This is a genomic window from Roseomonas haemaphysalidis (genome assembly GCF_017355405.1).
Taxonomy (GTDB): Bacteria; Pseudomonadota; Alphaproteobacteria; order Acetobacterales; family Acetobacteraceae; genus Pseudoroseomonas; species Pseudoroseomonas haemaphysalidis.
In genome coordinates this window covers 1743519-1769908 of record NZ_CP061177.1, presented here as the reverse complement: position 1 = coordinate 1769908, position 26390 = coordinate 1743519, and the positions used below count along the sequence as shown (strand labels likewise).

Genomic DNA, 26390 nt, shown 5'->3' with positions numbered 1-26390 from the left:
GTTACATCGCCTCCCGGCGAAAGAAGGCGCGCACGGTGGGGTGCGTCGCGTGGTCGCGGAGTTCGCGGGGGTCGCCTTCGGCGATCATCCCCTTGGCCTGCTTGTCCAGCATGATGCAGCGGTCGCCGATGGCCAGGATGCTTTGCAACTCGTGCGTCACCACCACGAAGGTGGTGCCGAGGTCGCGCGCCAGGTCCTTGATCAGCTGGTCCAGCCCGGCCGAGGTGATCGGGTCCAGCCCGGCCGAGGGCTCGTCCAGGAACAGCACGCGCGGGTCCAGCGCCATGGCGCGGGCGATGCCGGCGCGCTTGGCCATGCCGCCGGAGATCTCGGCCGGCAGGCGGTCGGCGGCGTCGGACAGGCCGACCAGCCCGAGCTTCACGCGGGCCACCTCCTCGCGCGCCGCGGGCGGCAGGCGGGTGTGCTCCTCCAGCGGCAGCATGACGTTTTCCAGCAGCGTCATGGAGCCGAACAGCGCGCCGGACTGCCACATCACGCCGAGCTTCGCCAGCAGCGCGCGGCGCGCGTCGCTTTCCGCCGCGTGCAGGTCCTGGCCCAGGATGCGCGACCGGCCGGCCGTCGGCTCGTACAAGCCGATCAGCATCTTCAGCAGCGTCGACTTGCCGCAACCCGAGCCGCCGAGGATGACGAACACCTCGCCACGCTCCACACCGAAGCTGACATCACGGAACAACGTGTTGGAGCCGAAGGCCATGGCGATGCCCTCGGCTTCCACCACCGGGTCGCGCACCTCGCGCCGGTGCACGTCCGGCGCGGCGTCGCCCTGCGGCGTTCCGGCGGGGGCGGCGGCATCCTGCGCCGGCGCGGCCGGGGCATCCCGCGCGCGGTCGTCCGGCACGGCGCCGCCGGGGCGCGGGGTTTGCTGGTCGTCGGCCATGTTCACCACCCCAGCCGGTAGAACACCACGGCGAAGATGCCATCCAGCACCACCGTGGACACGATGCCGCCCACCACCGCCGCCGTCGCCGCGTCGCCCACCGCGCGTGGCCCGCGCCCGGCGGACAGGCCGGCGCGGCAGCCGATGCCCGCGATCGCCAGCCCGAACACGACCGACTTGCCGAGGCCGCCGGCCAGGGCGCCGAGGTTGAGCCAGTTCTGCAGCTGGTTGATCACCATGGAGGAGGAAAAGCCGAGGCTGGCCATCACCAGCCCCATGCCGATCAGCCCCGCGAGGTTCATCACCAGCGCCAGCACGGGCATCACCAGCATCGCCGCCAGCAGGCGCGGCAGGACCAGCATGGCCACCGGCTCCACGCCCATGATCTTCAGGGCGTCCACCTCCTCGTTCACCGTCATGGTGCCGAGCTCGGCGGCATAGGCGGAACCGGTGCGGCCGGACAGGATGATGGCGGCGATCAGCGGCCCCAGCTCGCGGATCAGCGTCACGCCCACCAGGGCGGGAATATACATCTCGGCGCCGAACTGGCGCATCGCCACCGAGGACTGGAAGGCCAGGATCACGCCGATCAGCGTGCCCAGCAGGATGGCCAGCGGAAAGGCGCGCAGCCCCGCCTCGTCCAGGTGGCGCAGCACGTCGGCCAGCCGCAGCCGGCGCGGGTGGCGCAGCACGGCCAGCGACAGCACCAGCGACTCGCCGATAAAGCCCAGCCCGTCGCGTGCCGCCTTGACCCGCCCGACGCCCCAGGCGCCCAGGGCCGGGACCAGGGACAGGCCCTTGCCGGGCGGTGCCGGGCGCGGCCCTTCCAGCGCCGCGCGGGCGCGCTGCAGCACCGCGTCCACGCCCTGCTCGCCGCCTTCGATGCGCCCGCCCGCGCCGGCAGCGGCCAGCACCAGGGCGGCGCCGCTGGTGTCCAGCGCCGACACGCCCGACAGGTCCACGGCGGCGGCCCCCTGCGCTTCGCGCAGCACGCGGTCCCACACGGCGCCGAGGCGCTCGGTGGTCAGGGCGCCGCGCAGCAACAGGCGGTCGCCATCCCGCGTGCAGGTGGGGTCCTCGGCCGGCTCGGTCATCGGCTGTGCCAGGTCATCGCGATGCGCAATAGCCCCTTGGCCGGGGCCAGGTCACCCCCCGCAATTTTCACGCCATGCTACTTTTGTTCAGCAGGGGCAAGGCTTGCCGTGCCGCCGCCGCGCCGCTTTCCCAGGCACCGCCCAGCGTGGCGGCCAGCGTGGGGTGGCATGCCTCGCCGGCGAAGCACAGCCGCCCGCCGGCCAGCGGCCGCGCCAGGATGCCGCGCGCCGCCGCCCGGCCCGGCCGCGCGTGGCTGTAGGCGCCGAGCGAGAACCGATCCTCCGCCCAGTCGCTGACCAGCGCGCCGTCACGCCGCAAAGCCCGGGCTGCGCGGGCGCCGAAGCTGCGGGACAGCTCGGCAAAGGCGAAATCCACCGTGGCCGCCGCCCCGGCCCCGGCCAGGGCCCAGGCGGCGGGGCCACCGACAAAGCCCATCAGGTGGTCGTGCCCGAAGGGCCAGGCGACGGCGGTCAGCGCCGCCTCCCCTTCCCGCGACACGTGGCGCTCGATGCCGGCAAAGGCGGGCAGTTCCAGCCGGTCGTCGCCCGCCGCCTTCAGGCCGACCTTGGTCAGCAACCCGAGGGGCAGGTCATGGATCGCCTGCAGCGTGTCGGCGGGCAACGCGGGCGTGAAGCGGATGTGTTCCGCGGCGAGCACGGCGGTCGGCACCGTGACAATGCAGGCGGCGGCCTCCACGCGCCCGAAGTCGCCTTCCGCGACAATGCGCGGCCCGGACCAGTCCAGGTGCCGGAGAACAGCGCCATAGGCGACCGGCAACCCCTCGCACAGCCGCGCCAGCAGCGTGCCGGCACCCTGGCGGGGCAGCAGGTCCGGCGGCTCCAGCTGGGTGTCCAGGTAGTCGCGGGCGTCCATCTCGGCCATGGGCGCGCCGCAGATCACCGGCCCTTCCCAGTGCAGCACCGTGGCGTCCCAGTGCCCGGCGCCAAAGCCGGCGCGGTTCGCGAGGTCGGCGGCGCTGTCGCCCGGGCGCAGTTCCACGCCGCGCAGGCGGGACTGCAGCCCTTCCCAGGTGGCATCGTATTCCGCCATCGCCGCCGGGCCGACGCGGCGGCCATCCTCGAAGCAGGCGGACACGCGGGCGGTGCCGTGGTCGAACAGCTCGATCCCCGCCCCGGACGCCAGCGCCCGCAGCGGGTTGCGATTGGCGGCATGCAGCCAGGTGGCGCCGAGATCAAAGGGCGCACCCAGCGTGGCGGTGTCGGTGGCGGCGCGCCCGCCGGGGCGATGCCGCGCTTCCAGCACCTGGCAGGATACGCCGGCGGCCCGCAAGGCGCGCGCGGCGGCGATGCCGGCGGCACCGGCGCCGATGATCAGGACGTCGGTGCCCGACATGCTCAGCGCCGCGAACGGTCCAGCGCGGCCCGGCCATGGCCGGCGGCGATCGCCTCGCCCACCGCATTGGGCACCGACCGCTTGCCGACCGGCGCCAGCGACGCGGCGGCGAGCTTCAGGTGCGCCCAGGCGAAGGGCAGGCCGACAATGGTCACGGCGCAGGCGCCCGCCAGGGTCAGGTGGGCGATGCAAAGCCAGATGCCGGCCACCAGAAACCAGATGATGTTGGCCAGCCAGCCCAGCGGACCGGTGCCCAGCGTCGGGCGGCCGGTCAGCTCCTCGGCCGTGACGATGGTGTTGCCGAAGGGCAGAAAGGAATAGCCGGCCAGGGTCAGGCAGGCGCGGGCCCAGGGCAGGCCGATCACGGTGATGGCCATGACCAGGGCCGCCGCCAGCCACATCAGCGCCGTCAGGAAGCCGAGGCCAGGGATATTCCAGAGAATGTTGAGCAGCAGGGCCATGAGAGTTCCGATTACCGGGGGAGTGAATGCCATGGCGCGCCATGGGTTGCAGGCCCTGGCCGGCCCCCCCGGCGGCGCCGTCCATCCGGAACATGGCGACGGGCATGGCAGATTTGAACGTGGCAGTTCTCGGCTTTGGCGCGAGTTTGCCCTAAATATGATCAATCGGATCGCTATGTCCTTCGGGTGCGCCCCGCGCCCCGCATGGAGAAACCACGGCCATTGACCCACGACGTCGGCACCCGGCACCCCACTCCGCCCCCCGCAGCAGCGGCCGAGCGCGGCATCCGCTGGTATCTGCGCGAAGCCACGGCGCCCCGCCATGCGGCCGTGGACGCGCTGGGGGGCAGCCACAGCCTGGACACGCCCGAAGGCTACCGCCGCTTTCTGCGCGCTCATGCCCGCGCGCTGGCGCCGGTGGAGCAGGCGCTGGAAGCCGGCGGCATCGCCGCGCTGCTGCCCGACTGGCCGGGGCGCAGCCGCCGCGCCGCGCTGGCGGCGGACCTCGACGGGCTGGACGCGCCGCCCCCGCCGCCCGGGCCGGTGTCGCTGCCGGACGGCGACGCCGCGCTGCTGGGCGCCGCCTACGTGCTGGAAGGCTCGCGCTTCGGCAACGGCATGCTGGCGCGCCAGGTGGGCGGGGCGCTGCCGCGCGCCTATCTGGCGCATCGCGCGTCCTGGCCGGACTTCCTGGCCGTGCTGGAAGGCCGGCTGGCCGACCGTGCCTTGTGGCCGGATGCCGCCGCCGGCGCGCTGGCCGCCTTTGACGCTTTTCAGGCGGCCCTGTCCGCCGAGCCATGCCCACCGCGGGAACCGGGGATTGACGCCGCCCATGTCTGATGGACTGACCCTCCTGCCGTCGGGCCACGAGTTGCGCCAGCCCGTGGACCTGACCAATTGCGACCGCGAGCCGATCCACCAGCTCGGCGCCGTCCAGTCCATCGGCTTTCTGCTGGCCATGACGCATGACTGGCGCATCCGCCGCGCATCCGCCAACGTGCTCGCGCATCTCGGCCGCCCGGTGGAGGAGGTGATCGGCGCCTCCCTGCCCGAATTGTTCAGCCACGACACGATGCACGAGATCGGCGGCCGGCTGCACATGCTGCGCGGCCCCTCGGCGCTGGAGCGGCTGTTCCGCCTGTCGCTGCAGCCCGACGGCGTGCCCTACGACCTCGCCATCCATATCTCGGACGACCTGATCGTCATCGAGGGCGAGCCGTCCGAGCTGGACGACGGGCTGGATTCCGGCAGCACGCTGCGCGGCATGATGGCGCGGCTGCAGCAGGCCGAGGATGCGGACGCCCTGTGCCGCGAGGCGGTGCGCCAGGTGCGCGCGCTGACCGGCTTTTCCCGGGTCATGCTGTACCGCTTCCATGCGGACGGCACCGGCGAGGTGGTGGCCGAGTCGGTGGCCAGCTTCCTGGACTCCTTCATGGGGCTGCATTTCCCGGCCTCCGACATCCCGAAGCAGGCGCGGCTGCTGTACGAGCGCAACTGGCTGCGGCTGATCGCCGACGTGGAAGCCGTGCCGGTGCCCGTGCTGTCGGCGCCCAACACTGGCGACCAGCCGCTGGACCTGTCGCTCAGCGTGCTGCGCAGCGTGTCGCCCATGCACATCGAGTACCTCAAGAACATGGGCGTCGCGGCCTCCATGTCCGTGTCGGTGATGCGCAAGGGCAAGCTGTGGGGGCTGATCGCCTGCCACCACACGGAAAAGCTGCGCGTCAGCTTCGAGCGCCGCACCGCCTGCGAGCTGTTCGGCCAGGTGTTTTCGCTGCAGCTGGAAAGCCGCGAGCGCGAAGCCGAGCTGGCACGCGCGGCCGAGGCCACCAAGGTGCACAACCGCCTGATGGCGGCGCTCGGCGCCATGCGCCCCGGCACGCGCGGACTGGCGGAGTTCCTGGACACCCTGGCCGAGGTGATCCCCTGCGACGGCATCGGGCTGTGGAGCGCCGACGGCACCGCGCTGCGCGGCCACACGCCGAGCACGGAGGAATTCGCCGCCCTGGTGCGCTTTCTCAACCGCACAGCATCGGGCACCATCTTCTGCACGCACCGGCTGGGCGACGCGCTGCCGGCGGCGCAGGACTATGCCGAGCGTGCCTCGGGCATCCTGGCCATTCCGCTGTCGCGCGGGCCCCGCGACTACCTGGTGTTCTTTCGCCGCCAGCTGGCGCATTCGGTGACCTGGGCGGGCGACCCGCACAAGCCCGTGGGCCTCGGCCCCAACGGCATCCGCATGACGCCGCGCAAAAGCTTCGCCGCCTGGCGCGAAACGGTGGAAGGCCAGTCCCGCCCCTGGAGCGAGAGCGACCTGCAGCTGGCCGAGCGCCTGCGTATCACCCTGCTGGAAGTGGTGCTGCAGCTGTCCGACCTCGCGGAGCGTGAGCGCCGCGTGGCGCAGGAGCGGCAGGAAATCCTGATCGCCGAGCTGAACCACCGGGTGCGCAACATCCTGGGCCTGATCCGCGGGCTGGTGGGGCAAAGCCGCGGCCATGCCGGCTCGGTGGACGAGTTCGCCACCATGATCGGCGGCCGCATCCAGGCCCTGGCCCGCGCGCACGACCAGATCACCGCCGACAACTGGCAGCCCGCCCCGCTGGCCGACCTGGTGCAGGCCGAGGCCGCCGCCTACCTGGAAGCCAAGGCCGACCGGGTGATCCTGTCCGGCCCGCCGGTGCTGCTGGAGCCGGCGGCCCAGACCACGCTGGCCCTGGTGGTCCATGAGATGATGACCAACGCCGCCAAGTACGGCGCGCTGTGCGACAGCCACGGCACCGTGCGGATCCACTGGCAGCGGCTGCCGAACGACGACCTGGAGATCCGCTGGGTGGAGGAAGGCGGCCCGCCGGTGCGCGTGCCCAACCGCAAGGGCTTCGGCAGCACCATCATCGAGCGCGCCATTCCCCACGACCTGAAGGGCGAGGCGGAGCTGCATTACCTGCTGGGCGGCCTGCAGGCCCGCTTCGTGCTGCCGGCGGTGCAGGTGCAGGATGCCCCGGACGAGCCCGCCCCCGCCCCGCAGGCCGAGGCCGCGCCGGAGCAGGAGGCGGTGCCCCTGCCGTCCCGCCTGTTGCTGGTCGAGGACAACCTGCTGATCGCCATGGATGCGGAGGACCAGTGCCGGCGCCTGGGCGTGCCGGATGTGGAGGTGGCTTCCAGCGTGCAGGCGGCGCTGCAGATCATCGCCCGGCAGGCGCCGGACCTGGCCCTGCTGGACATGAACCTCGGCCGGGAAAACAGCTTTCCCGTGGCGGACGCGCTGATCGCCCGCGGCATCCCGTTCATCTTCGCCACCGGCTATGGCGAGGCGGGCGCCTTTCCCGAGCGCTTCCGCCGGGCGGTGGTGATCAAGAAGCCGTATTCGCAGGCCGACATCCGCAACGCGCTGCGCCTGCGCCTGGGGTGACGCGGCGCGGTTGACGCGGCCGGCGGGAACGCCAACCTGCCGGCCGCCGCTCTGCGATTCGCGGCGAGCCGGGAACAGCCGCCGCATGACCGACACGCCGCCCCCCACCTTGCCGACCTTGGCGCAGGCCACGCGCGTATGGGCCCGCATCGGCCTGCTGTCCTTTGGCGGGCCGGCCGGGCAGATCGCGCTGATGCACCGCGAGCTGGTGGAACAGCGTCGCTGGATCGGCGAGCGGCGCTTCTTGCAGGCACTGAATTTCTGCGCGCTGCTGCCCGGGCCGGAAGCGCAGCAGCTCGCCACCTATCTGGGCTGGCTGATGCATGGCCCGCGCGGCGGGCTGGTGGCGGGGCTGCTGTTCATCCTGCCCGGCGCGGCGGTGATGCTGGCGCTGTCGGTCCTGTTCGCCACGCTGGGCACGCTGCCCGCGGTGGCGGCGCTGTTCGCCGGGCTGAAATGCGCGGTGCTGGTGATGGTGCTGCAGGCCCTGGTCCGCCTCGCCGGCCGGGCGCTGCACGGCCCGCTGGCATGGTGCCTGGCGGGGGCGGCCTTCGCGGCGCTGTTTCTGCTGGCGCTGCCCTTTCCGCTGGTGGTGGCCGTGGCGGCACTGGCGGGGCTGCTGGCCCCCGCCGGGCTGAACCGCTCCGCCGCCACGGCCGATGATGGCCCCCCCGAGCTGATCGACGCCGTGCTGGCGGCGGAGCCGGCCCGCGCCGCCCGGCTGGCCGCCGGTGCCCGCCGCGCCGGGCTGCTGGCATTGCTGCTGTGGCTGCTGCCCGTGGCGCTGCTGCTGGCCGCCGGCCCCGCCGCCTTTGCCGACATCGCGGTGTTCTTTTCCAAGATGGCGGTGGTCACGGTCGGCGGCGCCTACGCGGTGCTGGCCTATGTGGCGCAGGACGCGGTGCGGCTGCACGGCTGGCTGACGGCGCAGGAGATGCTCGCCGGCCTGGGCCTGGCGGAATCCACGCCGGGGCCGTTGATCCTGGTGTTGCAGTTCGTCGGCTTTCTGGCCGGCGCACGGGCGGCGGCCGGTCCGGGCGGCGTCGCCGGCGGGATGCTGGGATCTCTGCTGGTGCTGTGGGTCACCTTTGCGCCCTGCTTCGCCTTCGTGTTCCTGGGCGCGCCGTGGATCGAGCGGCTGCAGAACAGCGCGCGCCTGTCCGGTGCCCTGGCGGGCGTGACGGCGGCGGTGGTGGGCGTGATCGCCAACCTGGCGCTGTGGTTCGGGCTGCGGGTGCTGTTTCGCGCGGTGCGGCCCGCCGGCATCGGGCCGCTGTCGCTGGAGCTACCGGTGTGGAGCAGCCTGGACGGGCCGGCGGTGCTGCTGGTGGGGCTGGCCGCGGCGTGCCTGTTCGGGTTGCGGCTGGGCGTCGTGGCCTGCCTGCTGGTGGCGGCGCTGGCGGGGCTCGCCCTGGCCTGGGCCGGGCTGCCCGTTTGAAGCGGGGGCGCCGGATGCATTGGCTTGGGGTCCCGGGCTCCCTATATAGGCATGGAGAAATCATGACAATCCGGAGAGAAACCATGCCGCGCTCCAGTTCCTCGAAGCCCCTCGCCGGTCGGTTGCTGGCCGCCACCGCCGCGCTGGCCCTGGTGCTGGCCCCCGCCATGGCCGATGCGCGCCCCGGCGGCGGCTTCAGCTCCGGCAGCCGCGGCGCCCGCACCTACAGCCCGCCGCCCAGCACCCGCACCATCCCGGACAGCGGCGCGCGCCCAATGGACCGCACCATGACCCAGCCCAGCCGCCCGGCCTCGCCCGGCGCCGTGGCGCCCGCGCGCAGCGGTGGGCTGTTCGGCGGCGGCTTTGGCGCCGGGCTGATGGGTGGCCTGATCGGCGTCGGCCTGGGCGGCATGCTGTTCGGCAACGGCATGTTCGGCGGCATCAGCGGCTTTGGCGGCCTGCTGGGCCTGCTGCTGCAGATCGGGCTGGTGGTGCTGCTGGTGCGCTTCGTCATGAAGCTGGTGCGCAACCGCAGCCAGCCCGCCATGGCGGGCGGCCCCAACCCCGGCGCCATGCCGCGCGACGCCGCCGCCGGCCCCTATGCCCGGCAGGCCAGCAATCCCGCGGCCGCCGCCGGGCTGGGGGGTGGCCGCGCGCCCGCCGGCGTGCCGGTGCAGGTCGGCCCCGCCGACTTCCAGGCCTTCGAGGGGCTGCTGCGCGACGTCAACGCCGCCTGGTCGCGGCGGGACGAGGCGGCGATCGGCCGCCTGGCCACGCCGGAAATGGCCAGCTACTTCGCCGGCGACCTGCGCGACCTCGCGGCGCGCAACTGGCAGAACATGACCAGCGACGTGCGGCTGGAGCAGGGCGACCTGTCCGAGGCATGGCGCGAAGGCAGCGCCGAGTTCGCCACCGTCGCGATGCGCTTCAGCATGGTGGACGTGACGCGCGACCTGTCCACCGGTGCCGTGGTGGAAGGCGACCCGCAGCGCCGGCAGACCAGTGCCGAGCTGTGGACCTTTGTGCGTCAGAACGGTGGCAGCTGGCGCCTGTCGGCGATCCAGCAGCCGCGCTGACCGGCCCGGACGGCCGGAGGAGGCCCCTCCCCCGGCCGTTCGCGTGATTCCCGCATGTCCAGAACCGCCCCCATCCGCTATTCAGGGCGGGCAACGGGGAGCGGTGCGATGTCCGGCTATTCCAGGCATGATGATTTCGGGCTGGAGGAGCGCCGCGGCGGCGACCGTTGGTTCCGCGTGGCCCTCAAGGCGCTGGGCGTGGCCTTCTGGGGCCTCGTCAGCTTCGGGCTGACCTTCGTGGAGCTGCTGGCGGAGATCGCCGCGCCGCTGCTGCTGATGCTGGGGGCCCTGTGGTGGGCGGCGCTGCAGGTGATCGCCGCGCTGCCGGTGCCGGCGGAAATGCAGCCCATGGTCGCCGCCGTTCCCACCCGGCTGGTCGCCGCCGGCTACGTGCTGACGCCGGGGGGCATGATCGTGCAGGGCCTGTGGCTGGTGGCGGTGGTCGCCGCCTGCCGCACGCTCAACGGCATCATCTTCAAGCAGACCTGAGCCACCCTTTGCCCCAGCCCAGCGACGAACCGCGCCCGGCCGCGCCGCTGCGGCTCGCCGTCATCCTCAATGCCGGCGGTGGCGCCGTGCAGGCACGGGACCCGCGCCCGGCCCTGTCCGCCGCCTTTGCGCGGCATGGCATCGAGGCCGACCTGCACATGGTGAAGGGCGAGGCGCTGGTGGACACGGCGCGCGACCTGCTGCGCCAAGCCGGCCCCGGCCGGCATTTCGATGCCGTGGTGGCCGGCGGCGGCGATGGCTCGATCGGCGCCGTGGCGGGTGTCATGGCGGGCAGCGGCGTCGCCTTCGGCGTGTTGCCGCTGGGCACGCTGAACCACTTCGCCAAGGACCTCGGCCTGCCGCAGGAGATCGATGGCGCGGTGGATGTCATCGCCGCGCGGCAAACCCGCATGGTGGACGTGGCCGAGGTGAACGGGCGCGTCTTCGTCAACAACTCGTCCATCGGCCTCTACGCCACCATGGTCGCGGACCGCGACCGGCAGCGGGAGCGCAGCGGCTGGGGCAAGTGGCCGGCCATGGTGCTGGCCGGCGCGCGGGTCCTGCTGCGTTACCCGGTGCGGCACCTGCGGGTACGCACGGAAGCCTGGGAAAAACGCTACCGGACTCCGCTGCTGTTTATCGGCAACAACGCCTATGAAGTCAGCCTGCCCCGCCCCGGCACCCGCGCCGTGCTGGACGACGGCAGGCTGTGCCTGTTCGTGGTGCGCCACGGCCGGCCCTGGGGCCTGCTGAAGGTGGCCGTGCGCGCCCTGGCCGGCCGGCTGCGCGAGGAGCGCGACTTCGAAAGCCACCTGGTGCAGGAGGCGGAGATCCAGAGCCATTCCGCCTGGATGCGCGTGTCCGTGGATGGCGAGGTGGTGCCGATGCGGCCGCCGCTGCGCTACGGCATCCGCCCCGGCGCGCTGCGCGTCTTCGCGCCGGCACCCGCGGCGGTGGGCGAGGTGGTGACGGAAGAGCGCGCCGCCGGCGGACCTTGAAGGGCGCGCCGCGCCCTCAAAGCAGCCCGGCCTGAGCGGTAGGTGCGGCGCGGACCTGCCCCGCCGTACGGTCCCGCCCCGTGGGGCACAGGTCCAGCAGTGTGCAGCGGGAACATTGCGGGCTGCGGAAGTGGCACACCTTCTGGCCGTGCAACATCAGGATCTCGTGGTTGTCGTAGACCTGCTGGGCGTCCCATTCCTCGGGCAGCATGGCCTCCAGCACGCGGTGCGACGGCCCGACCGCGAGGCTGGCCGGGATCAGGCCGAGCCGCACCGCGACGCGGTGGTGGTGGCTGTCCACCGGCAGGGCGCGGCGGTGCAGCGCGGAAAAGCTCAGCACCGCGGCGCTGGTCTTGGGTCCGATGCCGGTGATTGCCTCCAGCCAGGCGCGGGCCTCCGGCACGGTCATGTCCGCCAGGTGGTCCAGGGTCAGGCGGCCCTGCCGTTCCGTGATCTCGCGCAAGGTGCGCTGCAGGGCGGGGGCCTTGGCTTCCGGCCAGGTGCAGGGGGACAGGGCCTGCTCGACGCGCTCCACCGGGGCGTCGCGAACCGCCTCCCAGTCCGTGAAACCGGCACGCAGGTTGCCGAAGGCACGGGCGGAGTCGGCGTTTTTCGTCCGATGCGACAGCAGCGAGGACACGAGCTCGTCCAGGGGGTCGAGTTCATGAAAATACGGGATCGGGCAGTGGTAGGTGCGGCACAGCCGCCCGTGCACCTCGACCAGAAAGGCGCGGGTTTCCGCGGTCGGTGCGGGGGTGGTTCCGCCGCGTGGGCGATTCGCGCTGGCCATGGGCTGCCCTTTCTGGTGGCGGGCAGCAACGCGCGGATGGCCGGTATGGTTTTGGGCGGCGAGGCGCGGCCCGCTTTCTAGGGCGCCGTGGCGCCCAGTGCCGCCGGCTCCGGCCCCCCCGCCATCCAGTCCAGCAATTCCACCGTGTGCACTACCGGCATGGCATCGGCGCCGCCCAGCTGCGTCAGGCAGCCGATGTTGCCGCTGGCCACCACCGCGGCACCCGTGGCCCGCAGGCTGGCCCGCTTGCGCTCCCGGAGCTGCCCCGCGATCTCGGGCTGCAGGAGGTTGTAGGTGCCGGCGCTGCCGCAGCAGAGATGCGCCTCCGCCGGCTCGCGCACCGCGAAGCCCGCCTGCCGCAGCAGCTGCTTGGGCGCGGCGGTGATCTTCTGGCCGTGCTGCAGCGAGCAGGCGGCATGGTAGGCGACCTCCAGCCCTGGCGCCGGGCGGCTGGGGGCGTAGCCGAAGCGGACCAGCACTTCCGACACATCCTTGGCCAGGGCCGCCACCGCCGCCGCCTGCGCCGCCAGCGCCGGCTCCGCCTCCCGGAACATGAAGCCGTAGTCCTTGACCGTGGTGCCGCAGCCGGAAGCGTTGATCACCACCGCGTCCAGCCCCTCGCCCTCCATCTCCCGCGTCCAGGCGGCGATGTTGGCGGCGGCGAGCCGCATGGCCGGGTCGTGCTGGCCCATGTGGTGGTTCAGCGCGCCGCAGCAGCCCTGGCCGGGGCTGACCACCACCTCCACCCCCAGCCGGGTCAGCAGGCGGATGGTGGCATCGTTGATGGACGGCGCCAGCACCGTCTGGGCGCAGCCGGACAGCAGCGCCACGCGGCCGCGCCGCTGGCCCTGCGCCCGGTGCACCTGGGGGCCGGGCCGCGGCGCGGGTGGCAGGGCGGCGGGGGCGAGGTCCAGCATCGCCCGCAGCCGGCGGAAGATCTGCGGCCCGGCGGGCAGCAGGCCGCGCAACGGCCGGGCCAGCGCGGCGCCGCGCAGCGCCAGGCGGAACCGCCCGGGGTGGGGCAGCAGCGTGCCCAGGAGCCGGCGCAGCATGCGTTCCGGCCAGGGGCGGACGTAGGTTTCCTCGATATGCTTCCGGGCGTGGTCCACCAGGTGCATGTAATTCACGCCCGACGGGCAGGTGGTCATGCAGCTTAGGCAGGACAGGCAGCGGTCCACGTGCCGCACCACTGGCTCCGTGGCCGGGCCGCCGCCTTCCAGCATGTCCTTGATCAGGTAGATGCGGCCGCGCGGGCTGTCCAGCTCGTCGCCCAGCAATACAAAGGTCGGGCAGGTGGCGGTGCAGAAGCCGCAATGCACGCAGCTGCGCAGGATGGCGTTGGACTCGCGCGTGTCCGGGTCGGCCAGCTGCGCGGCGCTGAATTGGGTTTGCATCCCGTCGTTCTCCCTTTGATCAGCCTGGGCGGGCCGGCGGGGCGGCGCAAGATGCCACGACCGCTTACCGCCCATTAACCGGAGAAAGGCAGGAAGGGGCCTGAACGATCCGCCCAAAAGGGGCCTGTGCAGGACCGAGCCATGCGCGACACCCCTTCCCCCGCCGGGCGCATCGCGGCGCCCCCGCCGGCCACGCCGCGCGCCCTGCCGTTGCAGGATGCCGCCGGCGCCGCCGCCACCCTGGGCGGCCCGGCCGAGGCCAGCCGCCACGCCGCGCTGCGCCGCGTGCCGCACGGCCCCGCCGGCGGGCTGCGGCTGGCGCGCGCCCTGCGCTGAGGTCAGGCGCCGGCGCGCATGCGCCCCGGGTTCAGCACGCCGGCCGGGTCCATCGCCGCCTTGACGCGGGCACCGATGGCCGCGAGCGCGGCGGGCTCGGGCGGGATCACGGGCACGGCGGCGCGCAGGGCGTCGGGGGCATGGAACAGGGTGAAGGTGCCGCGCGCGGCGGCGGCGGCCCGCATCACCGTGGCATGCGCCGCCTGTGTCGCGGGGCCGGCGGCCCAGACCAGCCCGCCGCCCCAGTCCAGCAGCAGCCGGGCACCGAAGCCCTCGGCCAGCGCCGCCGCCACCCCCGGCCCGGCCTGCGGGCGCACGGACAGGCGCCACAGCGCTTCCTCCGCCCCCAGCGGCGCCAGGGGGCGGGCGTCGCGCACCTCGCGCCAGCGGGCGGCGGAGGCCTCGCCGTCCAGCACCTCGATGGCCCCGAAGCGGTCCAGCACGCGGCGCAGGGCGGCCACGCGGTGCGGCAGGAACTCGGCAAAGTCCTCCAGCCGCAGCAGCGCGGCAGCGCCCCCTGCCCCGGGCAGCAGCGCCGCGCCGGTGACGCCGAAGGGACTGCCCAGGGCGGCGGACAGCGCCGCCACGCCCTGCTCCAGCGACGCCACGGCCACCAGCAGGCTGGCGCCGGCCTCGGCGCGCGGCGCCACCTTCAGCGTGATCTCGGTCAGGATGCCCAGCGTGCCGTGGCTGCCCGCCAGCAGCTTGCACAGGTCCAGCCCCGTGACGTTCTTGTGCACCCGCCCGCCGGAGCGCACCACCTCGGCATGGCCGGTCACGGCGCGCACGCCCAGCACGTGGTCGCGCATGGCGCCGCTGGCGAAGATGCGGCGCGGGCCGGACAGGTTGGCGGCCACCAGCCCGCCCAGCGTGGCAGGCGCCGTGGTGCCCAGCAGGGCGGAGAAGTCCGGCGGCTCGGCGAGCAGCATCTGCCGGTGCCCGGCCAGCGCGGCCTCGATCTCCGGGATGGGGGTGCCGGCGCGGGCGGACAGCACCATCTCGGCCGGGTGGTACAAGGTGATTCCGGACAGCCCGGCGGTGGACAGCGTTCGCGCCGCCTGCACCGGGCGCAGGCTGCCGCGCTTGGTGCCGTTGCCTTGCACCGCCAGCGGCGCGCGGTCGGCCACCGCCGCGCGCACCGCCTCCACCACCCCGGCCTCGTCGCTCGGTCGGAGGTTCACCGGGCCAGCGCCGCGTTGCCGGCCAGCGGAAACACCTTGGCGGGGTTGAGCAGCCAGGCGGGGTCGAAGGCCGCCTTGATGCGGCGCTGCTGCTCCAGCTCGTGCGCCTCGAACTGCACGCCCATCAGGTCGCGCTTCTCGACGCCCACGCCGTGCTCGCCGGTCAGGCAGCCGCCGACCTCGACGCAGAGCTTCAGGATGTCGGCGCCGAAATCCTCGGCGCGGCGGAAGCTGTCGGGGTCGTTGGCGTCGAACATGATCAGCGGGTGCAGGTTGCCGTCGCCGGCATGGAAGATGTTGGCGACCTGCAGGCCGTAGCTCTCGCTCATCTCGCCGATGCGGCGCAGCACCTGCGGCAGCTCGCCAGTCGGGATGGTGCCGTCCATGCAGAGATAATCCGGGCTGATGCGGCCGACCGCGCCGAAGGCCCCCTTGCGGCCCTTCCAGATGGCGAGCGATTCCTCCGCCGTTTCCGCCACGCGCAGCGAGATGGGGTCGAAGCGCGCGCAGATGGCCTTGAGCTTGCCCAGCAGGAAGTCCTGTTCCGCCTGGTTGCCTTCCACCTCGACGATCAGCATCGCCTCCGCATCCAGCGGATAGCCGGCATGGGCGAAGGCCTCGCAGGCATGGATCGCCGGACGGTCCATGAATTCCAGCGCCACCGGGATCACGCCGCTGGCGATGATGGCATCCACCACCTGCCCCGCCACCTCGTTGGAGCGGAAGGCGGCCAGCATGGCGCGCGCACCTTCCGCCGCGCGCAGGATGCGGACGGTCACTTCCGTGACGATGCCGAGCTGCCCCTCGCTGCCGGTGATCAGCCCGAGCCAGTCGTAGCCGGCGGCGTCCAGGTGGTCGCCGCCGATCCGCAGCACCTCGCCCTCGATGGTCACCAGCGTCACGCCCAGAAGGTTGTTGGCGGTGACGCCGTATTTCAGGCAATGCGCGCCGCCCGAATTCATCATGACGTTGCCGCCGATCATGCAGGCGAGCTGGCTGGACGGGTCGGGCGCGTAGAAGAACCCGTCATCGGCCACCGCCTGGGTGATGCCGATGTTGGTGACGCCCGCCTGCACCACCGCCAGCCGGTCGGCGTAGTCCACTTCCAGGATGCGGTTCATGCGCATCAGGCCCAGCACGATGCCGTCCTCCAGCGGCAGGGCGCCGCCGGACAGGCTGGTGCCGGCGCCGCGCGGCACGATGCGGATGCGGTTCTCGTGGCAATAACGCAGCACGGCGGCCACCTGCTCGGTGGTTTCCGGCAGCACCACGGCCAGCGGCGGCTGGCGATAGGCGCTCAGCCCGTCCGTTTCATAAGGCTTCAGGCGGGTGGGGTCGCCGATCACCGCCTCGCCGCGCGGGCCGGGGGGCAGGATGGCGCGCAGCTCCGCCAGAATGGAGTCGCGGCGCGCCAGCACGGCGCGGTCCGGCGCGGGCAGTTCGATCATCGCGGCGCTCTCCCTTTTGCCAGGGAAGATGCGACCGGCGGCCGGCGGCGTCCAGAACGCAAAAAAGGCGCCCCGGGAAACCCGGGGCGCCTTTCTTGCCAGAAGATCGCTGGAATCAGCCCTGACGGGCCTTCATCCGGGGGTTCTTCTTGTTCAGCACGTACAAGCGGCCACGGCGGCGGACCACCACGCAGTTCTTGTCGCGCGTCTTGGCAGACTTCAAGCTGTTACGGATCTTCATGTCCAACCTCGTCGCGAGGGGGCGGGCTTTAGGCGGTGGGGGACCGGTTGTCAACCACAAGCCGGCATGGCCACGCCCCGGGGGCATCCCCGCCACGCGATTGGCGGGCCAGGGCCGGCGCGATGTCACGCGACGGCGGCGATGGCATCCCCGATCACCGGCGCCAGACTGCGGAATTCCGCCGCTCGGGGCGAGCGGGCGCGCCACGCCAAGCCAAGCGTGCGCCCGGTCACCTGCCCAGACGGTGCCTCCACCGGGCGCAGCACCACCGGGGTGCCCTGCGCCACGCCGCCCGCCACCGCCAGCCGCGGCAAGAGCGTCACGCCCAGGCCACCGGCGACCATCTGCACCAGCGTGTGCAGGCTGGTGGCGGCAAAGGCATCGCCCACGCCCGCGCCGGGCAGCGCGCAGGCGGACAGCGCCTGGTCGCGCAGGCAATGGCCGTCTTCCAGCAGCAGCAGGCGCTCGCCGCCCAGGTCGGCCAGCGGCAGGGGCGAGCGGTCCAGCAGCCGGTGCTGCGGCGGCAATGCGGCCACGAAGGGGTCGTCGGCGATGCGCAGCGTTTCCACGTCCGGCAGCATGGCTGGCAGCGCCAGCAGCAGCAGGTCCAGGCGGCCGCCCTGCAGGTCCTCGGCCAGGCGGTCGGTCAGGTCCTCGCGCAGCCACAGGCGCAGGCGGGGAAAGGCGCGCCGCAGCGCCGGCATCAGCCGCGGCAACAGAAACGGGCCGATGGTGGGAATGATGCCAAGCCGCAAAGGGCCGGTCAGGGGGTCGCGCGCCGCCGCGGCCGTTTCCGCCATCGCCGACAGGGCGGACAGCGCCGCCCGGGCGCGCCCCACCAGCTCCAGCCCCAGCGGCGTGAATACCGGACGCTTGGCCGGGCCGCGCTCCAGGATCGCGGCATCGAGCTGCCGTTCCAGCGCGATGATGCCGGCGGACAGGGTGGACTGGGTGACAGCGCAGGCGGTGGCCGCCCGGCCAAAGTGACCGAGGTCGGCGAGCGCCACGAGGTATCGCAGCTGTTGCGGGCTGGGCAGCGGGGTCATCGACAGGGCCACTCGTTTTATCGAAAACAATTCATTGGCACATGTGTGCACTGCACACCATAATTCCACTGCCGGTGGGCAAAGCTTCGGCTTGGCCTGTCGCTTATGCTTATTGAACCGCGCCTTTCGAAGGATAAGACCATGCTGACCGTTGGCGACAAGTTCCCCTCCTTCAAGCTGACCGCCGTCAAGGGCGGCCCCGAGGGTCTGGAAGGTCCTGGCAAGTCCTTTACCGAGGTGACCAGCGAGTCCGACGCCGGGCTGTGGAAGATCGTGTTCTTCTGGCCCAAGGACTTCACCTTCATCTGCCCGACCGAAATCGCGGCCTTTGGCAAGCTGAACACCGAGTTCGCCGACCGTGACGCGGTGGTCTACGGCGCCTCGACCGACAGCGAGTTCGTCCACCTGAACTGGCGCCTGCACAACAAGGACATCAACGACCTGCCCTTCGCGATGCTGGCCGACACCAAGCGCGAGCTGTCCGCGGCGCTGGGCATCCTGGACAAGAACGAGGGCGTCGCCCTGCGCGCCACCTTCATCGTGGACCCGGACGGCATCATCCAGTGGGCTTCGGTGAACGGCCTGAACGTCGGCCGCAACCCGCAGGAAGTGGTGCGCGTGCTGGACGCGCTGCAGACCGACGAGCTGTGCGCCTGCAACTGGACCAAGGGCAGCGACACCCTGAAGCCGGACGAGCTGTTCCAGGCCGCCTGAGGCGGCTTCCGGCGGGGCGCCCTGCCCCGCCGGGCTTTTCTGGCGCTCCCTGCGCCCGGCGGCCTTGCGCCGCCCCTTTCGATTCGCCCCCCCCTTCTGACCGGAGCACCCCTTCGCATGTCGCTGGACGCCCTGCGCAACCGCCTGCCCGAATATGCCAAAGACCTGAAGCTGAACCTGGGCAGCTTGGCGACCGAGCCGGTGCTGGACCAGCAGAAGCTCGCCGGCACCTTCGTGGCCAGCGCCATGGCCACCGGCAATGCCGAGGTGATCAAGGCGATCGTCGCCGAGTTCGGTCCCAAGCTGTCGGCCGAGGCGCTGACGGCGGCCAAGGCCGCCGCCGGCATCATGGGCATGAACAACGTCTATTACCGCTTCGTGCACCTAGTGGGCGGCGACTACGCGACCCTGCCGGCGAAGCTCCGCATGAACGTCATCGGCAAGCCGGGCGTCGACAAGGTCGACTTCGAGCTCTGGTCGCTTGCCGTGTCGGCCATCAACGGCTGCGGCATGTGCATGGAAAGCCACGAGAAGGTGGTGAAGCACGGCGGCGTGACGACCGAGCAGGTGCAGGCCGCCGTGCGCGTCGCTTCCGTGGTGAATGCCGCCGCCAGCGTCCTGACGGCTGAGGACGCAATTGCGGCATAAAATACCTGCCTGCATCCTGGGCATGTATACGCAAACCCCGCCTTTGGCGGGGTTTGTTGCGTTTGGGCGCCGGAATATCACCTGAAGGTATGCGGAAACACCGGGCCGCCCTGCGCTGGGCACATCCGTTTTTTGTGTTGCAGCGCGAAATTCCGCTTGCGCACGTATGAACAGATGCGTATGTTTCGTCTCGCAGCAACCCAGTACGCTGAGTTGTTGTCTTTCTTGGACGTTTCCTCCCTAAACTCGGCGGTGCTTCGGCACCGCCTTTTTTTTGCCCGCGGCCCGGCAGGCCAATGCGCCCGATGCCGCACAACCGGCGCTGACGGAAGGCGGGGGCCGCGTGGTCCTAGGCCCGCAGGAACGACCAGTCCGTCACGCTCAGCGCCGCGATCAGGCCGCCCAGGTCCGCCTGCAGCCGCGCCATGCCGGGCACCCGCTCGATGGTCGCCTCGTTCATGTACAACGCGCGCGCCAGCTCGATCTGCAGCACATGCACCTGTTCCCGCGGGCGCCCGTAGTGGCGGGTCACGAAGCCGCCGGCATAGGGGTCGTTGCGCCGGACGCGGTAGCCGCGCTCCCCCAGGTGTTCCTCGACCAGCCGCACGGCGCGCGGCGCGCAGGCGGTGCCGTGCGCGTCGCCCAGGATCATGTCCGGCATCTGGGTGCCGAGCAGAGGGTGCGTCGGCATGGAATGGCAGTCGATCACCAGGCAGCAGCCGAACTCGGCGCGGGTTTCCTCAATTAGCCGGCGCAGCGCCGCGTGGTAGGGGTGCCAGCACCGTTGGATGCGGCTTTCCACCGCCGGAAAGGACAGGCGCCTGCGGTACACCGGCTCACCATTGGCGACGATGCGGGCGATGGTGCCGAGTCCCGCGCCCACGCGCGGGCTGGCGCTGTTCACCCAGGGCGGCAGCGGCCCATCGAACATCGCCGGGTCCAGTTCCCAGGCCTCGCGGTTGGCATCGCAATAGACGCGGGGAAAGGTGGCGGCCAGCAGCGGCATGCCATGCTCGGGCGCGGCGGCGAACAGCTCGTCCACGAAGCTGTCTTCCGAGCGGCGGACGGCCAGCGCGTCCAGCCGGCTTTCGGCCAGGAACTCGGCCGGGTAGCAGCGGCCGGAATGCGGCGAGGCGAAGACCACCGGCGCCGTCTGGCGGGGCGGGCGGCGGAGCGAGACGGGGCCGGGCTGTGCCTCGGCGAGGGTGGAAAGCGGAAGGTCCATGGGTCGGCCCGATCAAGCCAGAGAGTCACGTTCTTGTCACGCCGCGCCGCATACGATTCCGGTGCGACGGCCTCTTGCCCGCCGCGCGCCGCCGCGCTAGAGACCGCGCCCTGCCGGATGGGCGCGTAGCTCAGCGGGAGAGCGTCCCCCTGACACGGGGAAGGTCACAGGTTCAATCCCTGTCGCGCCCACCATCCGGCTCTCCTCACATCATGACATCGGCTGCGGCATGCTCAGGCCGTGCTTCGCCGCCAGCTCGGCCAGCGGCGCGGTGATGCGTTCGGCCAGCGGCACGCCCCCGGCCAGTGCGGCGCGGCGCAGCCCCAGCCCCTTTTCGCCCGGCAGGCGCACGGCGGGCCAGCCCGGGCGTGGCGACGCGGCACGGCAGGCCGCCGCCGTGTGGCCGGTTTGTGCCTGGAAGGCGTCCAGCCCCGCAAAGGCGGCGGGGTCGATCACCTGCAGAAACAGCGCCGCGCGCATGCCCGCCGCGCCCTCCCTGCGGCCGCGCCCGGACAGGCCCTGGGTCAGGGCCTCGGTCAGCAGGGCCTGGGCATAGCCCTTTTGGCCATGATGCAGCCCGCCGGTCGGCAGGATGGTGCCGCCCTGCCCCAGCACCGCCGGGTCGCGCGACGGGTTGCCCTCGGCATCCAGCAGCCATTCATGTTCGAACTGCGCACCTTCCTTGGCCATGCGCGCGCTGAGGTTGGCGGTGGTGATGGAGGCACTGATGTCCAGCACCACCGGGTCCCCGCCGGTGGGCCAGGCCGCCGCCACCGGGTCCGGCGCCAGCACGCCGGTGCGCGCGCCAAAGGGCGCGACGCTGCCATTGCCCGGTGCGCTGCTGTGCAGGATGGCCAGCAGCCCGCGTTCCGCCGCGCGCAGCGGGTATACGGCCAGCGCGCCGATGTGGTGGCTTTCGGCGATGGCGATGCTGACCGTGCCGTGTTGCGCCACCCGCTCAAAGGCCAGATCCAGCGCGCGCGTCACCAGCCAGGCCCCCGGCAGCCCGTGGCCGTTCCAGGCGACGCAGGCGCCGCGGTCGGAGATCACCTCCGGCTCGCCGTCACGGGCCAGAATGCCGCCGGGCACGTCGTCCAGGTATTTCGGCACCAGCGCCAGCCCGTGCGTGACGTGGCCCAGCAGGTCGGCCTCCACCAGGATCTCCGCCATCACCGCCGCCTTGCCGCGCGCGATGCCGGCGGCGGCGAACAGGTCGGTGGCGAAGGCACGCATGGCGGCGGCGTCGAAGCGCGGGTCGGTGGTCATGCGGCGGGTCGTCCTTGTGGTGTTTCCTCGAACGAAAGGATGGCACCGGATGCGCGGGCTCGGCCAGGGGGGGAAGGCGCCGCCCGCCGGTCAGCCCTCGCCGAACACCTCGTCCCAGCACCCCTTCAGCGCCGCGTCCACCTCGTCCATGGTCGCGGTGACGCCCAGGTCCCACAGGCTGGTGACGCCATGCTCGCGGATGCCGCAGGGCACGATGCCGCCGAAATGCGACAGGTCGGGCTCCACGTTCAGGCCGATGCCGTGCCAGCTCACCCAGCGCGTCACCCGCACGCCGATGGCGCCGATCTTGGATTCGCCGCCGCGCTTGGGGTCGGCCACCCAGATGCCGATGCGGCCCTCGCGCCGCTCGCCCCGCACGTTGAAGCGCGCAAGCGTCCGGATCATCCATTCCTCCAGCGCCTGCACAAAGGCGCGGATGTCGCGGGCGGGCACGCGGCCGTGCGGCCGGGTCAGGTCCAGCATCACGTAGCCGGTGCGCTGGCCGGGGCCGTGATAGGTCCATTCCCCGCCCCGCCCGGCCTTGAAGGTCGGGAAGCGGGCATCCACCAGCCCTTCCGGCGTGGCGGAGGTGCCGGCGGTGTAGGTGGGCGGGTGCTCCACCAGCCAGACCTGCTCCGTCGCCGTGCCGGCGCGGATGGCGGCAATGCGCGCTTCCATGGCGGCCAGGGCGGCGGGGTAGTCGGTCAGCCCGTCCTCAACCCGCCAGTCGAGCAGCGGAAGCGTTTGCGTGAGATTATCGTCGGTCATGCTCGGTCGGGTTGTTGATGCGGGGGGAAAGCTGCGGTATAGCCCGCCGCCTACCGTTGACTAACCCGTATGCGGCCATGGCGGAATGGTAGACGCGTCAGCTTGAGGTGCTGGTGGGGGCAACCCCGTGGAAGTTCGAATCTTCTTGGCCGCATATTTCCCATCCTTGCCCCGCTAGATCCCGGTCCCGGGGCTTCAGCAGGTGCCCGATGGACGAAGACTTCCGCAAAGCCGCGCTCGACTATCACCGCCTGCCGCGGCCTGGGAAGCTCAGCATCGAGCCGACCAAGCGCATGGCGACGCAGCGTGACCTGGCGCTGGCCTATTCCCCCGGCGTGGCCGCCGCCTGCGAGGCGATCGCCGCCGATCCCCAGGCCGCCTACGAGATGACGGCCCGCGGCAACATGGTCGCGGTGATCACCAACGGCACCGCCGTGCTGGGCCTCGGCGCCATTGGCGCGCTGGCTTCCAAGCCCGTGATGGAGGGCAAGGCGGTGCTCTTCAAGAAGTTCGCCGGCATCGATTCCATCGACCTGGAGGTCGAGCAGCGCGACCCGCAGAAGTTCATCGACGCCGTGGCGGTGCTGGAGCCCTCCTTCGGCGCCATCAACCTGGAAGACATCAAGGCCCCCGAGTGCTTCGTGATCGAGGAGCAGCTCAGGGCGCGGATGAACATCCCCGTCTTCCATGACGACCAGCACGGCACCGCCATCATCGTGGCCAGCGCCGTGCGCAACGGCCTGCTGGTGCAGGGCAAGGAGCTGGCGGACGCCAAGATCGTCACCTCCGGTGGCGGCGCGGCGGCGCTGGCCTGCCTCAACCTGCTGGTTGAGATGGGCGCCAAGCGCGAGAACATCACGGTCTGCGACATCAAGGGCGTGGTCTACACCGGCCGCACCGAGCTGATGGACCCCTACAAGGACCGCTACGCCCGCGACACGACGGAACGCACCCTGCAGGACGCGCTGCCCGGCGCCGACGTGTTCCTGGGCCTGTCCGCCCCACGCGTGCTGAAGGCCGAGTGGCTGCCGCTGCTGGCGCCCAAGCCCCTGGTGCTGGCGCTGGCCAACCCGGAGCCGGAGATCCTGCCGGAGGCGGTGCGCGCCGTGCGGCCGGACGCCATCGTGGCCACCGGCCGGTCGGACTACCCCAACCAGGTCAACAACGTCCTGTGCTTCCCCTTCATCTTCCGCGGCGCGCTGGACGCGGGGGCGACCACCATCAACGAGGCGATGAAGGTCGCCGCCGTGGAGGCCATCGCGCGCCTGGCACGGATCGAGGCGTCGGAGGTGGTGGCGGCGGCCTATGGCGGCCACGCGCCGGTGTTCGGCCCCGACTACATCATCCCCAAGCCCTTTGATCCCCGGCTGATCCTGGAGATCGCCCCCGCCGTGGCGCGCGCCGCCATGGACAGCGGCGTCGCCACCCGCCCGATCGAGGACTTCGCCGCTTATCGCGAGGTGCTGGAGCGCTTCGTGTACCGCTCCGGCGACCTGATGCGCCCGGTGGTCTTCGCCGCCAAAAAGCAGCCGCGCCGCATCGCCTATTCCGAGGGCGAGGACGAGCGGGTGCTGCGCGCCGTGCAGTCCGTGCTGGACGACGAGCTGGCCGAGCCCGTGCTGATCGGCCGGCGCGAGGTGATCGAGAGCAAGGTCCGCGCCATGGGCCTGCGCATGGACCTGACGGAAAGCGTCAAGGTCGTGGACCCGTCCGAGGACACCGCCCTGCTGGCGGAGCTGACGGAGGTCTACCGCGCCAAGGTCGCCCGCCGCGGCGTGCCGGCCGATAGCTGCGAGCGCGTGGTGCGTACCCGCCCCGCCACCGCCGCCGCCCTGCTCCTGGAAACCGGCCGCGTGGACGCCGCGCTGGTCGGCGGCCTGGGCGAGTGGATGCGGCAATGGCACCAGGCCTATGACGTGATCGGCAAGCGCGACGACGTGAAGCGCGTCTACGCCTTGACCAGCGTCATCCTGCCCGCCGGCACGCTGTTCTTCGTGGACACCCACCTGCTGGTGGACCCCACGGCCGAGCAGGTGGCGGAGATGACGCTGCTGGCGGCCGAGCAGGTGCGCGCCTTCGGCCTGGCGCCCAAGGCGGCGCTGTTGTCGCATTCCTCCTTTGGCGCCAGCCAAGCCCCCTCCGCCCGCAAGATGCGCGAGGCTCTGCGGCTGATCCGCGCCGCCGACCCCGCGCTGGAGGTGGATGGCGAGATGCACGCCGACGCCGCGCTGGTGCAGGCGGTGCGCGAGCGGCAGGTGACGGACAGCCCGCTGACGGAAGGCGCCAACCTGCTGGTCTTCCCCAACCTGGATGCCGCCAACATCGCCTATTCCCTGGTCAAGGCCACCGGCGACGGCCTGCAGCTCGGGCCGGTGCTGCTGGGCATGCGCAAGCCCATCCATGTGCTGGTGCCCAGCGTCACGGCGCGCGGCATCGCCAACCTCACGGCCCTGGCGGTGACGCAGGTGGCAGGGCCGGCCAGCGGGAACTGAGGCCCGGGGGGGGCTTCCGGTTCCGCCTTCGCTTTGCGGACCCTGGACGCCCCCACCCCGCATCGCCATGTCTCCGCCATCATGGCGAACCTTCCGGCCAAGCCCGTCACCGCCGCCGTCGCGGCCTTTCTGAAGCAGGCCGATTCGGTGCCCGCGCTGCGCCCCGTGGCGCATCGCCCGGGGCGGCTGCTGTTCGCCGTCGATGCCACGGCCAGCCGCCAGGCGGGCTGGGACCTGGCCAGCCATTTGCAAACCGAGATGTTCCAGGCCGCCGCCGGGCTGGGCGGGCTGGAAGTCAGCCTGGCCTACTGGCGGGGCTTCGGTGAATTCGCCGCGACGCCCTTTATCGCCGATGCCGCCACGCTGGCGCGCCGCATGGCGGAAGTGACCTGCCTGGGCGGCCGCACGCAGCTGGAACGCGCCTTGCGGCACGCGGTGAACGAGGCCGCCAGGGCGCGGCTGCATGCCTTGGTTCTGGTGGGCGACGCGGTGGAGGAGGATGCCGACACCCTGTGCCACCTGGCTGGACAGCTGGGCGTGCGCGGCACCCCGGTCTTCGCCTTTCAGGAAGGTTCGGACCCGACGGCGGGCACGGTGATGCGGCAGCTGGCGCGGCTTTCGGGTGGTGCGCACGCGCCGTTCGGCGCTGGCAGCGCGGCGGCCTTGCGCGACCTGCTGCGGGCTGTGGGCGCTTTCGCGGCGGGCGGCCATGCGGCGCTGGCGCGGCTGGACACGGCGGGCGCGCGGGCCCTGCTGGCGCAGTTGCCGGCACCGGGAGCGTGAGCTGGTTTCTGGGCGGCCTGGCCGTGGTGGCGGCGATCGGCTGGCTGCTGCACGCCTTCGCGCATTCCGGCGTGGCGCGGGTGAAGCAGGGGGCCAAGTGGCTGGTGGCGGGCTTGGCGCTCATTGGCGTGGTGCTGCTGGTGGCCAGCGGCCGGGGCGCGGCCCTGCTGGGCTTGCTGTTGCCGGTGCTGCCCTGGCTGTGGCCCGCCTTGCGGCGCCGCTGGGCGCGCCGGCGCTTCGCCGCCGCCGCCCCGGCCGGGGACGCCGCCACCACCCTGACCACCGCCACCCTGGCCATGCGGCTGGACCCGGCCAGCGGCACCCTGTCCGGCCGCGTGCTGGCCGGGCCGATGGCCGGGCGGGAGCTGGCCGAGCTGTCGCTGCAGGAAGCGCGCGAATTACTGGCCGCCTGCCATGCCGCCGACCCGGAAAGCGTGCCCCTGCTGGAAAGCTGGCTGGACCGCACGGCGCCGCATTGGCGGGTCACGCCGGACCCGATGTCGCCCGCCGCCACGGCCCGCGCCGCAGCCCTGGCCCTGCTGCAGCTTTCTGAAGGCGCCAGCCCGGCCGAGATTCGCGCGGCGCACCGCCGGCTGATGCGCGCCGCGCATCCCGACCATGGCGGCGACCCGGGGCAGGCCGCCCGGCTGAACCAAGCGCGCGACCTGCTGCTTGGCGAGTGATCGCCGTGGTTATGGCGCCACCCGCGTAAAATTCACCTCTTGACGGCGCGTCCCGAGCCCACGTGGCGATTGCCCCTGCCCCGCCCGCGTGGCAATGCTGGCGCCGGCCATAATCCTGCCGCCCCGGCATGGTGAATGGCCGACGACCGACCAGAGTG

Annotated in this window: 25 protein-coding genes and 2 tRNA genes; 14 read left to right on the top strand and 13 right to left on the bottom strand. The window is 72.3% G+C overall.

What is annotated here, in order from left to right; translation table 11 throughout:
• Window position 1: 1 nt before the first annotated feature.
• From IAI59_RS08140 to IAI59_RS08125, 4 genes are all read right to left on the bottom strand, one after another.
• Window positions 2-715 (bottom strand): ABC transporter ATP-binding protein, encoded by a 714-nt coding sequence (locus tag IAI59_RS08140; protein ID WP_237180650.1) that lies wholly within the window; start codon window positions 713-715, stop codon window positions 2-4.
• 185 nt (window positions 716-900) lie between these two features.
• Complete coding sequence (locus IAI59_RS08135; RefSeq protein ID WP_237180623.1) at window positions 901-1992, bottom strand: MlaE family ABC transporter permease; 1092 nt, start codon at window positions 1990-1992, stop codon at window positions 901-903.
• Between the two features lie 67 nt (window positions 1993-2059).
• Entirely contained in the window at window positions 2060-3346 is a 1287-nt protein-coding gene (locus IAI59_RS08130) for a flavin monoamine oxidase family protein (protein WP_207416679.1), read from the bottom strand.
• Between the two features lie 2 nt (window positions 3347-3348).
• Entirely contained in the window at window positions 3349-3807 is a 459-nt protein-coding gene (locus IAI59_RS08125; protein WP_207416681.1) for a YccF domain-containing protein, read from the bottom strand.
• Window positions 3808-4029: 222 nt separating this feature from the next.
• Between IAI59_RS08125 and IAI59_RS08120 the strand changes: the two genes are divergently transcribed.
• From IAI59_RS08120 to IAI59_RS08095, 6 genes are all read left to right on the top strand, one after another.
• Window positions 4030-4647 (top strand): biliverdin-producing heme oxygenase, encoded by a 618-nt coding sequence (locus IAI59_RS08120; protein ID WP_207416683.1) that lies wholly within the window; start codon window positions 4030-4032, stop codon window positions 4645-4647.
• Window positions 4640-7216, top strand: coding sequence for an HWE histidine kinase domain-containing protein (locus IAI59_RS23335; protein WP_207416685.1), 2577 nt, complete (start codon window positions 4640-4642; stop codon window positions 7214-7216). Before IAI59_RS08120 ends, IAI59_RS23335 begins: the two co-directional genes overlap by 8 nt.
• Before the next feature lie 85 nt (window positions 7217-7301).
• Window positions 7302-8654, top strand: a complete 1353-nt coding sequence (chrA, locus tag IAI59_RS08110; RefSeq protein WP_207416686.1) for a chromate efflux transporter — start codon at window positions 7302-7304, stop codon at window positions 8652-8654.
• 83 nt (window positions 8655-8737) lie between these two features.
• Complete coding sequence (locus IAI59_RS08105; RefSeq protein WP_237180624.1) at window positions 8738-9730, top strand: TIM44-like domain-containing protein; 993 nt, start codon at window positions 8738-8740, stop codon at window positions 9728-9730.
• 108 nt (window positions 9731-9838) lie between these two features.
• Window positions 9839-10219 (top strand): hypothetical protein, encoded by a 381-nt coding sequence (locus tag IAI59_RS08100; protein ID WP_207416688.1) that lies wholly within the window; start codon window positions 9839-9841, stop codon window positions 10217-10219.
• Between the two features lie 8 nt (window positions 10220-10227).
• On the top strand, window positions 10228-11217 hold the full coding sequence (locus IAI59_RS08095; RefSeq protein ID WP_237180625.1) for a diacylglycerol/lipid kinase family protein: 990 nt from the start codon (window positions 10228-10230) through the stop codon (window positions 11215-11217).
• A 16-nt stretch (window positions 11218-11233) separates the two neighbouring features.
• On the opposite strand, the gene IAI59_RS08090 is transcribed toward IAI59_RS08095, so the two are convergent.
• Together IAI59_RS08090 and glcF are read right to left on the bottom strand one after the other, a co-directional pair.
• Window positions 11234-12007, bottom strand: coding sequence for an endonuclease III domain-containing protein (locus IAI59_RS08090; protein ID WP_207416689.1), 774 nt, complete (start codon window positions 12005-12007; stop codon window positions 11234-11236).
• Window positions 12008-12084: 77 nt separating this feature from the next.
• Entirely contained in the window at window positions 12085-13401 is a 1317-nt protein-coding gene (gene glcF / locus IAI59_RS08085; protein WP_207416690.1) for a glycolate oxidase subunit GlcF, read from the bottom strand.
• Window positions 13402-13542: 141 nt separating this feature from the next.
• On the opposite strand from glcF, the gene IAI59_RS08080 reads away from it, so the two are divergent.
• Window positions 13543-13737, top strand: coding sequence for a hypothetical protein (locus IAI59_RS08080; protein WP_207416691.1), 195 nt, complete (start codon window positions 13543-13545; stop codon window positions 13735-13737).
• A 2-nt stretch (window positions 13738-13739) separates the two neighbouring features.
• On the opposite strand, the gene IAI59_RS08075 is transcribed toward IAI59_RS08080, so the two are convergent.
• From IAI59_RS08075 to IAI59_RS08060, 4 genes are all read right to left on the bottom strand, one after another.
• Window positions 13740-14918, bottom strand: coding sequence for an FAD-binding protein (locus IAI59_RS08075; protein ID WP_207416692.1), 1179 nt, complete (start codon window positions 14916-14918; stop codon window positions 13740-13742).
• Window positions 14915-16366, bottom strand: a complete 1452-nt coding sequence (locus tag IAI59_RS08070) for an FAD-linked oxidase C-terminal domain-containing protein (RefSeq protein WP_207416694.1) — start codon at window positions 16364-16366, stop codon at window positions 14915-14917. Before IAI59_RS08070 ends, IAI59_RS08075 begins: the two co-directional genes overlap by 4 nt.
• Window positions 16367-16481: 115 nt before the next feature.
• The gene (gene ykgO / locus IAI59_RS08065; RefSeq protein WP_007003646.1) at window positions 16482-16607 is read right to left on the bottom strand and encodes a type B 50S ribosomal protein L36; all 126 of its coding nucleotides are present in this window, start codon (window positions 16605-16607) and stop codon (window positions 16482-16484) included.
• A gap of 125 nt (window positions 16608-16732) precedes the next feature.
• Window positions 16733-17653, bottom strand: a complete 921-nt coding sequence (locus IAI59_RS08060) for a hydrogen peroxide-inducible genes activator (RefSeq protein WP_207416696.1) — start codon at window positions 17651-17653, stop codon at window positions 16733-16735.
• Between the two features lie 141 nt (window positions 17654-17794).
• Here IAI59_RS08060 and IAI59_RS08055 point away from each other — a divergent pair, with 141 nt between their 5' ends.
• Both IAI59_RS08055 and ahpD read left to right on the top strand, forming a co-directional pair.
• Window positions 17795-18367 carry a peroxiredoxin gene (locus tag IAI59_RS08055; RefSeq protein WP_207416698.1) on the top strand — a complete coding sequence of 191 codons (573 nt, stop codon included), beginning with the start codon at window positions 17795-17797 and terminating at the stop codon, window positions 18365-18367.
• Window positions 18368-18484: 117 nt separating this feature from the next.
• Window positions 18485-19015, top strand: a complete 531-nt coding sequence (ahpD, locus tag IAI59_RS08050; RefSeq protein WP_207416701.1) for an alkylhydroperoxidase, AhpD family — start codon at window positions 18485-18487, stop codon at window positions 19013-19015.
• 349 nt (window positions 19016-19364) lie between these two features.
• Here the strand turns inward: ahpD and IAI59_RS08045 are convergent, their stop codons facing one another.
• Window positions 19365-20240 carry an N-formylglutamate amidohydrolase gene (locus IAI59_RS08045; protein ID WP_207416703.1) on the bottom strand — a complete coding sequence of 292 codons (876 nt, stop codon included), beginning with the start codon at window positions 20238-20240 and terminating at the stop codon, window positions 19365-19367.
• A gap of 119 nt (window positions 20241-20359) precedes the next feature.
• Between IAI59_RS08045 and IAI59_RS08040 the strand changes: the two genes are divergently transcribed.
• Window positions 20360-20434 (top strand) — tRNA-Val (locus IAI59_RS08040).
• Between the two features lie 16 nt (window positions 20435-20450).
• Here IAI59_RS08040 and IAI59_RS08035 read toward each other — a convergent pair.
• The gene (locus tag IAI59_RS08035) at window positions 20451-21506 is read right to left on the bottom strand and encodes an Ldh family oxidoreductase (RefSeq protein ID WP_207416705.1); all 1056 of its coding nucleotides are present in this window, start codon (window positions 21504-21506) and stop codon (window positions 20451-20453) included.
• A 90-nt stretch (window positions 21507-21596) separates the two neighbouring features.
• Window positions 21597-22274, bottom strand: coding sequence for a lipoyl(octanoyl) transferase LipB (lipB, locus tag IAI59_RS08030; RefSeq protein ID WP_207416707.1), 678 nt, complete (start codon window positions 22272-22274; stop codon window positions 21597-21599).
• A gap of 71 nt (window positions 22275-22345) precedes the next feature.
• On the opposite strand from lipB, the gene IAI59_RS08025 reads away from it, so the two are divergent.
• The 4 genes from IAI59_RS08025 (at window position 22346) to IAI59_RS08010 (ending at window position 26232) form a co-directional block, all read left to right on the top strand.
• Window positions 22346-22428 (top strand) — tRNA-Leu (locus IAI59_RS08025).
• Between the two features lie 55 nt (window positions 22429-22483).
• On the top strand, window positions 22484-24766 hold the full coding sequence (locus tag IAI59_RS08020; RefSeq protein WP_207416708.1) for an NADP-dependent malic enzyme: 2283 nt from the start codon (window positions 22484-22486) through the stop codon (window positions 24764-24766).
• Window positions 24767-24847: 81 nt separating this feature from the next.
• Window positions 24848-25549, top strand: a complete 702-nt coding sequence (locus IAI59_RS08015; RefSeq protein ID WP_207416709.1) for a vWA domain-containing protein — start codon at window positions 24848-24850, stop codon at window positions 25547-25549.
• Complete coding sequence (locus IAI59_RS08010) at window positions 25546-26232, top strand: J domain-containing protein (RefSeq protein ID WP_207416710.1); 687 nt, start codon at window positions 25546-25548, stop codon at window positions 26230-26232. Before IAI59_RS08015 ends, IAI59_RS08010 begins: the two co-directional genes overlap by 4 nt.
• The last annotated feature ends 158 nt before the right edge of the window (window positions 26233-26390 follow it).